At 72.6% G+C, this 12,720-nt stretch carries 14 protein-coding genes and 2 pseudogenes; 11 read left to right on the plus strand and 5 right to left on the minus strand.

The window, feature by feature from the left end:
* The first annotated feature begins 33 nt into the window (after window positions 1-33).
* The 3 genes from NQU54_RS31910 (at window position 34) to NQU54_RS31920 (ending at window position 2,616) form a co-directional block, all read left to right on the plus strand.
* Complete coding sequence (locus NQU54_RS31910; protein WP_257634050.1) at window positions 34-636, plus strand: DUF5134 domain-containing protein; 603 nt, start codon at window positions 34-36, stop codon at window positions 634-636.
* 97 nt (window positions 637-733) lie between these two features.
* On the plus strand, window positions 734-1,669 hold the full coding sequence (locus tag NQU54_RS31915) for a M56 family metallopeptidase (RefSeq protein WP_257634051.1): 936 nt from the start codon (window positions 734-736) through the stop codon (window positions 1,667-1,669).
* Window positions 1,670-1,926: 257 nt separating this feature from the next.
* On the plus strand, window positions 1,927-2,616 hold the full coding sequence (locus tag NQU54_RS31920; protein ID WP_257634052.1) for a phosphatase PAP2 family protein: 690 nt from the start codon (window positions 1,927-1,929) through the stop codon (window positions 2,614-2,616).
* A gap of 78 nt (window positions 2,617-2,694) precedes the next feature.
* On the opposite strand, the gene NQU54_RS31925 is transcribed toward NQU54_RS31920, so the two are convergent.
* Complete coding sequence (locus NQU54_RS31925) at window positions 2,695-3,699, minus strand: MFS transporter (protein WP_257634053.1); 1,005 nt, start codon at window positions 3,697-3,699, stop codon at window positions 2,695-2,697.
* Between the two features lie 19 nt (window positions 3,700-3,718).
* Here NQU54_RS31925 and NQU54_RS31930 point away from each other — a divergent pair.
* From NQU54_RS31930 to NQU54_RS31940, 3 genes and pseudogenes are all read left to right on the plus strand, one after another.
* A pseudogene (locus NQU54_RS31930) lies at window positions 3,719-4,530 on the plus strand (AMP-binding protein); the annotation flags it as partial.
* Between the two features lie 45 nt (window positions 4,531-4,575).
* Complete coding sequence (locus NQU54_RS50250; protein WP_372506108.1) at window positions 4,576-5,046, plus strand: AMP-binding enzyme; 471 nt, start codon at window positions 4,576-4,578, stop codon at window positions 5,044-5,046.
* A pseudogene (locus NQU54_RS31940) lies at window positions 5,043-5,285 on the plus strand (nitronate monooxygenase); the annotation flags it as partial. The gene NQU54_RS50250 and the pseudogene NQU54_RS31940, both read left to right, overlap by 4 nt.
* Window positions 5,286-5,511: 226 nt before the next feature.
* On the opposite strand, the gene NQU54_RS31945 reads toward NQU54_RS31940, so the two are convergent.
* A complete protein-coding gene (locus NQU54_RS31945) occupies window positions 5,512-6,189 on the minus strand; it encodes an O-methyltransferase (protein ID WP_069871198.1) in 678 nt (225 codons plus the stop codon).
* 228 nt (window positions 6,190-6,417) lie between these two features.
* Between NQU54_RS31945 and NQU54_RS31950 the strand changes: the two genes are divergently transcribed.
* The 5 genes from NQU54_RS31950 to NQU54_RS31970 all read left to right on the plus strand — a co-directional run bounded on the left by NQU54_RS31950 (window position 6,418) and on the right by NQU54_RS31970 (window position 9,503).
* Complete coding sequence (locus NQU54_RS31950) at window positions 6,418-7,386, plus strand: pirin family protein (protein ID WP_257634054.1); 969 nt, start codon at window positions 6,418-6,420, stop codon at window positions 7,384-7,386.
* 83 nt (window positions 7,387-7,469) lie between these two features.
* Entirely contained in the window at window positions 7,470-7,934 is a 465-nt protein-coding gene (locus NQU54_RS31955; RefSeq protein WP_257634055.1) for a hypothetical protein, read from the plus strand.
* Window positions 7,931-8,248 carry a winged helix-turn-helix domain-containing protein gene (locus tag NQU54_RS31960; RefSeq protein ID WP_174886379.1) on the plus strand — a complete coding sequence of 106 codons (318 nt, stop codon included), beginning with the start codon at window positions 7,931-7,933 and terminating at the stop codon, window positions 8,246-8,248. The genes NQU54_RS31955 and NQU54_RS31960 overlap by 4 nt, the downstream gene beginning before the upstream one ends.
* Window positions 8,249-8,347: 99 nt before the next feature.
* The gene (locus NQU54_RS31965) at window positions 8,348-9,037 is read left to right on the plus strand and encodes a M24 family metallopeptidase (protein WP_257634056.1); all 690 of its coding nucleotides are present in this window, start codon (window positions 8,348-8,350) and stop codon (window positions 9,035-9,037) included.
* Between the two features lie 166 nt (window positions 9,038-9,203).
* A complete protein-coding gene (locus tag NQU54_RS31970) occupies window positions 9,204-9,503 on the plus strand; it encodes a hypothetical protein (RefSeq protein ID WP_257634057.1) in 300 nt (99 codons plus the stop codon).
* Between the two features lie 99 nt (window positions 9,504-9,602).
* Here NQU54_RS31970 and NQU54_RS31975 read toward each other — a convergent pair whose 3' ends face one another.
* The 3 genes from NQU54_RS31975 to NQU54_RS31985 all read right to left on the minus strand — a co-directional run bounded on the left by NQU54_RS31975 (window position 9,603) and on the right by NQU54_RS31985 (window position 12,695).
* Complete coding sequence (locus NQU54_RS31975) at window positions 9,603-10,247, minus strand: LysE family translocator (protein WP_257634058.1); 645 nt, start codon at window positions 10,245-10,247, stop codon at window positions 9,603-9,605.
* Between the two features lie 70 nt (window positions 10,248-10,317).
* Window positions 10,318-11,895: an ABC transporter ATP-binding protein gene (locus NQU54_RS31980; protein ID WP_257634059.1), complete on the minus strand. Its 1,578-nt coding sequence runs from the start codon at window positions 11,893-11,895 to the stop codon at window positions 10,318-10,320.
* Complete coding sequence (locus tag NQU54_RS31985; protein ID WP_257634077.1) at window positions 11,892-12,695, minus strand: ABC transporter permease subunit; 804 nt, start codon at window positions 12,693-12,695, stop codon at window positions 11,892-11,894. Before NQU54_RS31985 ends, NQU54_RS31980 begins: the two co-directional genes overlap by 4 nt.
* Window positions 12,696-12,720: the final 25 nt, after the last annotated feature.

A 12,720-nucleotide genomic window follows, 5' to 3' on the forward strand; every position in this document is an offset into this window, starting at 1 on the left:
CTGGTAGTACGTCCCTCTTCCGGGAGGTGTGCCGTGCACGGAAATCCGCTCGTCGGCTGGCTGCTGGTCGCGCTGTGCGCGGCCACGGGTGCCTACTGTCTGCTTCAGATGCGCGGTGAGCCGCCCGGTCCGGTGCGGCGGATCGCGGCCGCCGAGGCGCTGATGGGGTGGGGCATGGCGGCGATGGCGGTGCCGTCCACCGCGCTGGACCCACGGCCCTGGGGTCCGCTCGCCTTCGCGGGGGTCTTCGCCGTGGCCGCCGTAAGGACCCTGCTGCCGGTGGAGCGGGGCGCGGGGCTCCCGGGACACCGTCTGCACCACGCCGTCGGAGCGCTGGCGATGGTCTATATGGCGCTCGCGATGATGGCGGGCACCACGGGCGGTCACCATCACACCGGCCCGATGGCCCCGGACCGGATGGCGGGCGGGGTGCCGCTCCTGACCGGGGTACTGCTTCTGTACTTCGCGGTCTACGTCGTACGGTCCGGGCTGCGGCTCGTACCGCTGACGGACGGCGCCGTGGACGGCGCGGCGGCCGGTCCGCCCGGCGCCGACTGGTCACGGCGGCCCGAGCTGCGGCATGCGTGCAGGCTGTCGATGGGGATAGGGATGTTCGCGATGCTGCTCACGCTGTGACCGGGGCGGCGGCCGGGTCGTGGCCACACCGTGGTGTGCGTCACTTCCCCGTCGTGACCGTACCCGGCCCCGGCGTCGCGATCATAGGCTGACCGCCATGATGGTCCCGTTCGCGCTGATGGGCCTCGGCGCACTGGCGGCGGCGATGGCGCCGCGCCTGCTCTCCCGCTCCGACTGGATCGACCGCGAACCCGTGCTCGCCCTCTGGGTGTGGCAGTGCGTGGTCGTCGGGGTGCTCCTGTGCTGTGCGCTGACCATGGCGCTCACGGCGGCGGCCGCCTGGGACGCCGTACGCGGCAATGTCTTCGCCCCGGCGCCCAAGGGCGTGGTGGAGGCGTACGCGCTGTCCGGCTACGGGCCGCTGGCCGCGCCCATCGCCCTGGCGCTCGCCTTCGGGGCCGTCTGGAGCGCGGTGATGCTCACCCGCGAGATCGGCCGCGCCCGCGCCTGGCGCAAGCAGCACCGCGCCGAACTCCTCGTCCGCTCCCCCGTCCTGCCCGGTGAGGAGCCCAGCGGGGAGCGTCTGGTCGTCCTGGAGAGCGAGAAGCCGGACGCCTGGTGGCTGCCGGACACCACGCCCCAGCTCGTCATCACCACGGCGGCGCTGCGCCGCCTCAAGGGCCGTCGGCTGGACGCCGTGATCGCCCATGAGCAGGGCCACGCCCGCGCCCGCCACCACTGGCTGCTGCACTGCTCAGGCGCGCTGGCCACCGGCTTTCCGCAGGTGACCATGTTCGCGGCGTTCCGCGACGAGGTGTACCGGCTGGTCGAACTGGCCGCCGACGACTCCGCGTCACGACGCTTCGGGCGGACGACCACCGCGCTCGCGCTCGTCGAACTCAACGAGGACCGCGGGGTGTTCGGCCCCTGCCCCAGCGCGCTCGCCCAGGTTCCGCAGCGGGTGGACCGGCTGCTGGCCCCGGCCTCCCGCCTCCCGGTGGCGCGCCGCTGGCGCCTTACGGCCACCGCGGCGCTCGTCCCGGTCGTCCCGCTCCTGGTCACCCTGGTCCCGGCGCTGCGGGTGCTGGGGTAGCCGCCCGCGGCACACGAGGCCGCCCAGCTTGTGGCCGCCCAGCCCATCACAAGGGTCCCCGGCCGGGCCTACCAGGGCCCCTGGCTCCGGGGCCGCCGCAGGGGCTTCCCGGCCTCCCCGACCGCCGTAAGGGCAGTGGTCTCCCGGATGACGGTAAGGACCCCTGGCCTCGCGGACGACCGTAAGGACCCCAGGTCTCCCAGCCCGTCATAAGGGCCTCCTGGCTCCATGGCCCGCCCGTCGGCGATCATCGACCCATGCAGCCGGCAACCCTCCACCGCCGAGCCGCCCTCACCGCGGCCGTGTTCACTGCACTCTTCCTGGTGCTGCTCGCCCTGGTGGCCACCCATTGGGGGCCCCTGGGAAGCACCGACCGGGACATCGTCGTCGCCCTGCACCGCTCCGCCGTGGAGCACCACGGCTGGACCAAGGCCAACAGAGTGCTCACGGACTGGGTCTGGGACCCCTGGACGATGCGTGCGCTGCTGGCCGTGGCCGTGGGATGGCTGCTGTGGCGCGGGGAGTGGCGACTCGCCCTCTGGGTCGCCGTCACGGCGGCGGCGGGCACGGCGCTGCAACAGGCGATCAAGGCCGGCGTCGACCGGGCACGTCCCCAGTGGCCGGATCCGGTGGACTCGGCGCACTACGCGGCCTTCCCGTCCGGCCACGCCCTGACCACCACCGTCACCTTCGGGCTGCTGCTGTGGCTGCTGACGCTGCACGGGGCGCCCGCGAAGTGGCTGCGGCTCATGGCCGTCGTGGCCGCCGTGTCCGTGCTGGGGGTCGGCTTCACCCGCCTCTATCTGGGCGTCCACTGGCCCAGCGACGTCCTGGCCGGCTGGCTGCTGGGCGCGGCGCTGGTGTACGCGGCGATCGCCTCGTACGGCTACGTCCGGAGCCGTACGAGCGAGCGCCGGGCGTCCCCCGAGGGGAAAGTGCGGTCATGAGCGATCGTCGGCGGGAGGGGCACGCCTCCCGCCGACGCCTCCGGGGCCACGGGCCGCGCGGGCGGCCCGCCGCACACCTCAAGGGGATCGTCGTTCCCGCAGATCGCTTGCCTTGACCCCGAGCAGCAGCAGGGCGACGGCGAGCAGCACGATGCCGGCGCTGATCTGAAGGCCGAGGGCGAGGCTGCCGGTGCCGGCCTGGATGAAGCCGAGCAGGGATGGGGAGGCGGCCGCGGCGAACGAGCCCATCGAGGTGACGAGGGCGATGCCGGTGGCTGCCGCGCGCTCTCCCAGGTAGATGGAGGGGATCGAGTAGAACACGGTGAGGCCGGAGTAGTGGGCCGCGGCGAGGACCGCCAGCAGCGCCACGACGACGATGACGCTGCCGCTGGACACCGAGAGCGCGACCATCGCGAGGGCGGCCACGGTCCAGCTGAGGGCCGCGTGCCAGCGGCGTTCGAGGGTGCGGTCGGAGTGCCGTCCCACGATCAGCATGACCACGATGCCGAGCAGGGGCGGCAGGGCGGAGAAGAGCCCGAGGTCGAGGACGTCGCCGACGCCCGCCTCGGCGATGATCCTCGGCGTCCAGAACGACACGGCGTTGGCCAGGGTGTAGGCGCCGCAGGCGCACAGACCGGTGATCCACACCTTGGGGTCCCGCAGCGCGATGCGCAGACCGCCGTGCCCGCCGGCCGCCTCCTCGTCGCCCTTGCGCCGCTGGTCCGCGTCGAGGTCCGCGCGTACGGCAGCCCGCTGCGCGGGGGTCAGCCACCGCGCCTGTCCGGGTTCGTCGACGAGCCACAGGAGGACGACCCCGGCGAGCACGATCGGGGGGATGCCCTCGATGAGGAAGAGCCACTGCCAGTCGGCGAGGCCGGCGATGCCGCCGAAGGTGTGCATGATGCCGCCGGACATCAGGGAGCCCACGACGCCGGAGATGGGCACGCCCGCGAAGAACACCGCGGTCATGCGGGTGCGCCGGTCGGAGGGGAACCAGCGGGACAGGAAGTAGAGCGCCCCGGGGAAGAAACCGGCCTCGGCGACACCGAGGAGGAACCGGGCGATGTAGAAGGTGATCTCCACCCGGTACACCGCCGACGAGGTGCGTCACACGCTCGCCCATGCCAGGGTCTCCACGCTGTTCGTCGCCGACCGCGTCCTGCGTGTCGACTTCTGCGCCATGCTGCGCGAACTCGGCGTCGGCGAGGACTCCACGGCCACCTGCCGCGGCCTGCCCGACCTGGAGCGAGTCGTGGTGTGCGGGCAGGAGGTACCCGAGTGGGCGACGGCGTGGCCGCGGTTCCTGGCCGGGGCCACCGGCGACGCCCCCGCGACCGGCGCCCCCGACGACATCCTGCTGGTCCAGTACACCTCCGGCACCACCTCCCGTCCCAGGGCGTACTGCTCACCCAGCGCGGCATGTGCGCCGACGCGTTCTTCTCCGGTGCGCGCCTCGGCCTGCGTCCCGGCGACCGCTTCCACAGCGCCCGGCCCTTCTTCCACGTCGCCGGCAGCACCCTGTCCGTACTGGCGTCCATCCAGCACGCCACGACTCTGGTGACCATGCCGAAGTTCGAACCGGCCGAAGCGCTGCGGCTGTTGGAGAGCGAACGCTGCACCCACTTCTCCGGCAACGACACCATCGCGCTGATGCTGCTCAACCACCCCGACCGCGCACACCGCACACTGCACCTGCGGGGTGCGTGGGTGGCGGCCTCCCCCACCGTCATCCGCCGGGTGATCGACGAGTTGGGTGCCACCGAGTGCGTCGCCGGATACGGTCTGTCCGAAGCCTCGCCCAATGTCGCCCAGTCCTGCTGGTGGGAGGGCCACCAGGTCAGGGCGTCCGGTGCGATGCTGCTGGAGCCCGGCGTCGAGGTGCGCATCCGCGCCGCGGACGACACCCGCGACTGCGGTCCCGGCGAGCCGGGTTCGATCCTGGTGCGCGGCTGGAACGTCATGCGGGGCTATCTGGACGCGCCGGAGGCGACCGCCGCCGCCATCGACCCCGCCGGCTGGCTGGCCACCGGTGACGTCGGCACGCTCGATGCCACGGGCCGGCTGTACTTCGTGGGCCGCACCAAGGACATCATCCGGGTCGGAGGCGAGAACGTCGCACCGGCCGACGTGGAGAACACCTTGCACCGCCATCCGCGGGTACGGCAGGCCGTCGTGGTCGGCGTCCCCGACGAGCGACTGGTCGAAGTGGTGTTCGCGTTCGTCGTCCTCACCGAACCGGGCACCACCGAGGACGAACTGATCGCCTGGGCGCGCACCCGTATGGCCGGGTTCAAGGTGCCCCGCCATCTGCGCATCGTCGAAGGGTTCGAGGAGATCGGTATGACCGCCAGCTCCAAGGTGCGGAAGAACCGGCTCGCCGCCCACGCCCGCGGCCTGCTCGCACAGCGTGACGACGAGGTACCGGCATGACCGGCGTGATCCGTATCCCCACCCCCGTCACCCGTCTGCTCGGTATCGACCTGCCCGTCATCCAGGCCGGTATGTCCTGGGCCTCCTCGTGTTCGGCCCTGCCGCTGGCGGTCAGCGGGGCCGGTGGCCTCGGAGTCGTCGCCGCGGGGCCCATGCGCCTGGACGACCTGGCCCGTACCCTCGATGAGATGGCCGCCGGCACCGGCCGTCCCTGGGCGGTCAATCTGCCGCTCCACCGGGCGGGGGCCGACGACGTCATCGATCTGCTCCTCGCCCGCCGGCCGCCCGTACTGATCGCCTCGCAGGGCGGGCCACGCCGCTACCTGGAGCGTTTCCGTGCCATCGGCACCGTCTGCCTGCATGTCGTCGCCGGTGTCGAGCACGCCCGCAAGGCCGCCGACGCGGGCGTCGACGGGCTGTATCGCCATCGGCCGCCGACGGGGACAGCGCCGTCCAGCGGAGCGCTCAGCCGAGCCGCACACCCGCCAGGATCCCGTGTGCGACGGGCAGGCGCAGTGCGAGATAGCCGCTGGAGGGGTCGGCGAGGTAGTCCCGCATCTCACGGTGCATATCGAAGCCGAAGTCCATGTCCATGTCGTCCACGAGCACCAGCGCGCCCCGGCGCAGCCGGGGTTCCACCACCTCGAGCACCGCGCGGTTGAGGTTGGGCCAGCCGTCCATCAGCAGGAGGTCCACCGACTCGGGCAGCTCCCGCAGGGTCTCCCGTGCGTCGCCGACCCGGACGCTCGCGATGTCGGAGAGGCCGGCGGCGGCGATGGCCTCCGTGGCCCTGGCCACCTTGTCCGCCTGGAGCTCCGTGCCGATGACCTGCCCGCCGCCGTTGTCCCGTACCGCGCTGGCCAGGTAGAGGGTGGACACGCCGAAAGAGGTCCCGTACTCGACGACGGTCCTGGCGCCGGTCGCGCGGGTGAGCAGGTAGAGCAGCTCACCGCCCTCCTTGGACACCGACATGGAGGCGTCCTTGAACGTCTCGGCCATCTGGCCGGCATCCAGCTCGGCCCAGGCCGCCTTCGGGTCGGTCACACCGGTCTCGGCGAACGCGCGCTCGTCGCCTTCGCGCTCGGCCTCCAGCAGTCCGTCCAGGACGGTCGCCACGGGCTCGGTGTGCAGTGTGGACGGCATGCGATCTCCTTCAGGGTCGACACGGTCACCGGATAGATTCTTCTTCCGGCGGCGTCCCGGCCGCCCCCTAAAGATCCCCCTGGCTCCCCCTGACAGTGGCCGTCGCCGAGGGCGGATGAAGCGCCGACGCGGGGGCCCGGCCGTCCCGAGCAGGGGTGATCGCCTCGTACGGCTACGCTCGGAGCCGTACGAACGAGGGCGAGTCGTCCCCGACAGGAGAGTGCGGTCATGAGCAATCTCGATCTCAGGCCCGCGGCCACCGTGTGCGGCGGCCGCGAGGACGTCACCGCCCGGCCGGTCCGCGAACTGCTGACCGCCAAGGAGGTCGCACTGGGCGAATCCACGATGGTGCGCCGGCTGCTGCCGAACCTCGGGCGGCGCATGGTGGGGGCCTGGTGCTTCATCGACCACTACGGCCCGGACGACATCGCCCAGGAGCCGGGCATGCAGGTCCCTCCGCATCCGCATATGGGGCTTCAGACGGTCAGCTGGCTGCACGACGGCGAGGTGCTGCACCGCGACAGCGTGGGCAGCCTTCAGACGGTGCGCCCCCGCGAGTTGGGGCTGATGACCTCGGGCCGGGCCATCGCGCACTCCGAGGAGTCCCCGCGCGAGCACGCCAGGCTGCTGCACGGGGCCCAGCTGTGGGTCGCGCTGCCCGACGGCGACCGCCATATCGCCCCCGCGTGGGAGCACCACGCCGAGCTGCCCCGGGTGACCGGCGGCGGAGGGCTGCGGGCGACGGTGATCCTCGGCGAACTGGACGGCGCGGTCTCCCCCGGCACCACCTTCACCCCGCTGATGGGCGCGGACATAGCCCTCGCGGCCGGGACCGACGCCCGGCTGCCGGTGCGGCCCGACTTCGAGTACGCGGCGCTCACCATGTCCGGCGAGGCCGAGGTGGACGGGGTGCGCCTCGCGCCCGGCTCGCTCCTCTACCTCGGCTGCGGACGCGCCGAGCTGCCGCTGCGGGCGGATGTGGACAGCGCGTTCATGCTGCTGGGCGGCGAGCCCTTCGAAGAGAAGATCGTGATGTGGTGGAACTTCATCGGGCAGTCCCATGAGGAGATCACACAGGCCCGCACGGACTGGGCGGCGGGCACGCGCTTCGGTGAGGTCCACGGCTACGACGGCGCCCCGCTGCGCGCCCCCGAGCTCCCCCCGGTGCCGCTGAAGCCGCGCGGACGCACCCGCTGACCGAGCGGCCGGGGGCCGGCTCTTGACTTTCCTGACAGGAAAGCGGGACTCTTACTTTCCCGGTAGGAAAGTGGGGTCCCGCCATGGACAACATCGCTCCGGAGCAGGCCCGCAGCGCCCTCGACGCGGCCGACCGCGCCCGGCGTCAGGTGGCCGAGGAAGTCGGCCTGCCCCGCGGCTACTGGTGGGCGATGGCGGCGGGCTGGCTCCTGCTGGCCGTGCTCGGCAATGTGCTGTCGCCCTGGGTGGCCGGGATCGCGACCGTGGCCTTCGGCGTGGGGCACGGGGTGTTCGCCTCGCGCCTGCTCGACGGGCGCCGACGCACGGATCGGCTGCTGGTGAGCGCGTCGGTCGCCGGTCGCCGTATCCCGCTCGTCGTGGTCGGCATGCTGTTCGGGCTCATCGCGGTCACGGTCCTCGCGGCGCTCGCGCTCGACGCCGACGGCGCCGGCCATGCCGGCATCTGGGCGGCGGCGCTGGTCGCGGGCGTCGTCGGGTTCGGCGGACCGGAGATCCTGCGCGTTCTGCGGCGGTGGGCGCGGGCATGACGGAGGCGCGATTCGACGAGCTGATCCATCCCAGCACCCGGCTGTCGCTGGTGGCGACGCTGGCGGCCGCCGACTGGGCGGAGTTCGCCTTCCTCAAGGACCGGCTCCAGCTGTCCGACTCGGCGCTGTCCAAGCAGCTCACGACGCTCGAAGAAGCCGGGTACGTGGCCACGGAACGCCGCCTCAGCGGCAGCCGCCGGAAGGTGCGCGCCCGGCTCACCAGCACCGGGCGGGACGCCTTCAACGGCCACATCGCGGCGCTGCGAGCAATCGTCGCCGACGCCACGGCACCGGCCGAGGGGCCTCCGGTGTGAGGCCGCGTGCGCCGGCTCACGGGGACGGCGAGTTCACCAGGACCCCACCCGCACGAATCCCGTTGTCGGGAGTGATCCCGGATAGTTACGTTTGGCCGCATGGCGGATGACGAACGCACACGTGCGGCACGACTGGTGGCCGCCCAGGCGAAGGCCGCGCGGCTCTTCGCGGAGATCGAGGCGCGCGGGCTGGTCGCGCCCGGCGAGGAAGAGCGGGCGGTCAGCGACCGGGTCCGGGACCTGGCGAACGAGATGTTCGGTACGACCCGGCACTGGCACAAGCGCATCGTGCGCTCGGGGCCGAACACGCTCATGCCGTACCGGGAGAATCCGCCGGACCGGGCAATCGGTACGGACGACATCGTGTTCGCCGACTTCGGGCCGATCTTCGAAGAATACGAGGCCGACTTCGGAAGGACATTCGTCCTCGGCGAGGATCCGGTCAAGCACCGGCTGCGGGATGATCTGTCCAAGGTGTTCGCCGCGGGGAGGGCATTCTTCGAGAGCGCCCCGGACATCACCGGCGAGCGGCTGCACACCGAGGTCGGCCGCCTGGCCGCAGAGGCCGGATGGAAGCTGGGCGGCTGGCACGCAGGACACCTGGTCGGGGAGTTCCCGCACGAGACGATCGACGGCGCGGACGTGGAGTCGTACATCACGCCCGGCAACGACACACCCCTGCGCCGCACCGACAAGGCCGGGCGCCGCTGCCACTGGATCCTGGAGATCCACCTCATCGACCAGGAGCGGGGGTTCGGCGGGTTCCACGAGGAACTGCTCACCCTGTGACCGGTCCCCCGGCCACGTTCCCCGGCCACGTTCCCGTGGCCATCCGATAGCTCCGCGTAACGCGACGATCGGCTCTCGGTGACCGGGAAATGACATGGGAGGCGGCCCGGATGCAGAATCGAGAGGGAGCCGAGGAGGCCGAGGAGGGGGGAGAAAGAAGGCCCTCATGACCACCTCCACGCATACGCCGCACAGCGACCACGCCCATGAGCACGGCAAGGAGTGCGGCCACGTCGCCGTGCCGCACCGGGACCACATCGACTACGTCCACGACGGCCACCTGCACCGCACGCACAACGACCACATCGACGAATGCGAACCGGCCGGTCACGCCGTCCATGAAGGCCACGACCACCAGCACCAGGACGGCTGCGGCCATGTCGCCGTGCCGCACGGGGACCATGTGGACTATGTCCACGACGGACATCGCCACGCCAGCCACCAGGGTCACTGGGACGACCACTGACCGTATCCGCCATGTGACCGACGAGAGAAACCCGACGGGCCATCCGTCCCGGCCCCGGCGACCGCACCGTCGCCGGGGCCGCCGCACCGCCGGGGCCGGTCAGTCGGCGCGGCCGGTCGCCGCCACCGTCACACCGAGGCCGATCATCGCGAGGCCGCCCGCCCCGCCGGCCATCGACAGGCGGCGGTCCGAGCGGGCGAACCAGGAACGCGCCGCCGAGGCGCCCAGGCCCCACAGGGTGTCCGTGACCATGCCGATGGTCACCGGGACCAGGCCCAACAGCAGCATCTGGATGGAGACATGGCCCGCCGAGTGATTCACGAACTGCGGTAGGACCGCCGCGAAGAAGACGATGCCCTTCGGGTTGGTGACCCCCACGAAGATGCCGTCCAGAACCGTACGCAGATCGCCGCGCCGCTCACCGGCCGGGGCCCGCAGGTTCGCCACCCGCATCTCCCCGCGGTGCCGGAATGCCTGCACACCCAGGAAGATGAGATACGCCGCTCCCGCCAGCTTCACACCCGTGAACACGGCGACCGAGCTCTCCACCAGCGCGCCGAGACCCCACGCCACGGCGACCACCAAGGCGTAGCAGCCGATCACATTGCCGAGGACCGTCGCGAGCGCCGTACGGCGGCCGTGGGCGAGAGCCCGGCCGACCACGAACAGCACGCTCGGCCCCGGGATCACGATCACCAACAGCGACATCGCCGCGAACGTGAGAACACTTTCCGTGGACACCATGTGTCCGCCACCCCCTGAATCGCTTGGTCCGGAGGACATACAAACAGACGACGGAACATCCGCTCCAGACTCATTCACCTGCCGGTCGGCCCGGCCCCGGGGAGAGGGCCGACGACGCACGGACCAGCGAGGCCGTGAACGCGTGGCCCGGTGCGGTGAGCACCTGGTGTGCCGGGCCCTGCTCGATCACCTCGCCCGCCTCCAGGACGGCGATGCGCGTGGCCGACGCCGCCACGTCCAGGTCGTGGGTGATGAGGATCAGGGCCAGCTCGTCGCGGTCGCGGGGCAGGGCGATGAGCCGGTCGAGGATGTCGCGCCGGGTGATGGGGTCGAGTCCGGAGGTGACCTCGTCGCATATGAGTACCCGGGGCCGGGCGAGCAGGGCACGGGCGAGCGCGGCACGCTGCAACTCGCCGCCCGACAGCTGCCCGGGGAGGCGTCGTACCAGGTCGGGGGCGAGCCCGAGACCGCCCAGCGTGGCGTCCGCCTCGGCGCGCGCCTCGGCCGGGGCGGCCCCTCGCAGCCGTGTCGCCGTGCGCGCCACCTGGTCCAGGACCGGCCGGTGTTCGTCGAAGGCGGCCCGTGCGTCCTGGAACACGTACTGGACCGCGGCGAGTTGCTCCCGGGTGCGGGCGCGCAGGCTCCGGGGCAGCGGGGCGCCGTCGAGCAGTACGTGTCCGTCATGGTCGCGGTGGAGTCCGGCCAGGCACCGGGCGAGCGTGGTCTTGCCGCTGCCCGAGCGGCCGACGACGGCCAGGCAGGTGCCGGACCGGACGGTGAGATCGGCGGGGCGCAGCACGGTGGTGGCGCCGTGCCGTGCGGTCAGCCCGCGCACCCGCAGCCCGGGGGCCGCCTCCACCGGCTGCCGTATTTCGCGTGGTACGCCGCCCGGCGGGGCGCTCTCCGGGGCCGTGGGCGGTGTCGTCCGTGCCGCGAGGAGCGTACGGGTCCAGGGGTGCGCGGGCGCCGTCCACAGCCGCTCGGCGGGGCCCGACTCCACCACCCGGCCGGTGCGCACGATCACCACCTCGTCGGCGAGCGCCCGCACCACATCCAGATCGTGGCTGAGGAGTACGACGGCGATACCGCGCTCGGCGACCGCGGACAGCCGCTCGACAACGCGGCGTTTGGTCAGCGCGTCCTGGCCCGTGGTCGGTTCGTCCGCGACCACGACACGCGCGCCGAGGAGCAGCGCCTGTGCGAGGACGACCCGCTGCTGCTGACCGCCGGACAGCTGATGCGGATAGCGCCGCAACAGCACCTCCCCATCCGGCAGTTGGGCCTGGGTCAGGGCGGCGAGCACCCGCTCTCGGGCCTCGGCGCGGCGCTCGGAACGCGGTAGATGGCGCACCTGCGTGCGGGCGATGTCGTGGAGGAGCGCGCCGATCCGGCGGGCGGGGTTGAGGACCGTGGCCGGATGCTGGGGGACATAGCCGACCAGCCCCTCGGCCACCTGTACTTCGCCCGTCACCTGGGCCCCCGGCGGGTACTCGCCGAGCAGCGCCAGCCCCGTGGTCGTCTTGCCGCTGCCGGACGGACCCACCAGCGCGGTGACCTTTCCGGGCGGCACCCGCAGGCTCATCCGGTCGACGACGGCCCGGCCGTCGATCTCGACGCGCAGGTCCTTGATCTCGGCGACCGCGTTCACGTGCGTTTCCCCATCTTCTTCTCCGGACGCGCGTCCTTCGTCTCCGGGCGCCCGGCGCGGTCCAGTGCGGCGTCGAACAGCAGGTTGCCGCCCGTGGTCAGGGCGACGATCAGCAGCGCGGGCACCACGACCGCCCAGGGCTGGACGAACAGCCCGGTGCGGTTGCGGTCCACCATCACCGCCCAGTCCGCGGCGTCCGGTGCCACGCCGACACCCAGGAAGGCCGCCGTGGCCACCAGATAGAGCACTCCGGTGAGCCGGATTCCGGCGTCGGCGGCCAGCGTGCGCAGAATCGACCGCCCGACGTAGCCGACCCCCATGCGCCACCATGTCTCGCCCTGCATCCGCATCGCCTCGACCGCCGGGCGCGAGGCGGCCTCGGCGGCCGCGGCGCGCACCAGCCGGGCCGCGTCCGGGATGTTGGCGAGCGCCACCAGCAGCGCCAGGCCCGCCGCGCCCGGGGTGAAGACGGTGGCGACCAGCAGGATCAGCAGCAGCGACGGTACGGCGAGCAGGATGTCCAGGGGGCGCATGAGCAGCTCCTCCAGCCAGCCGCGGTGGGTGAGCGCGGCGATGAGCCCGATCGGCAGCGCCACCAGATACGCGAGCGCGGTCGCCGCCAGCGCGGTGAGCACCACCGGCCGCCCGCCGAGCAGGATCTGCCGCCAGACGTCGCGGCCCACGAAGTCGGTACCGAGCCAGTGGCCGCCGCCGAGCGTGAAGGAGGTGGCGCGCGGTCCGGGCGCACCGGCGAACAGCGGCCCGAGCAGGGCGAGGGCGAGGGGCACGGCCACGATCACGACGGCGAGCGCCCAGCGCCCCCGC

It is taken from the genome of Streptomyces malaysiensis subsp. samsunensis (assembly GCF_024519315.1).
Classification (GTDB): domain Bacteria; phylum Actinomycetota; class Actinomycetes; order Streptomycetales; family Streptomycetaceae; genus Streptomyces; species Streptomyces malaysiensis.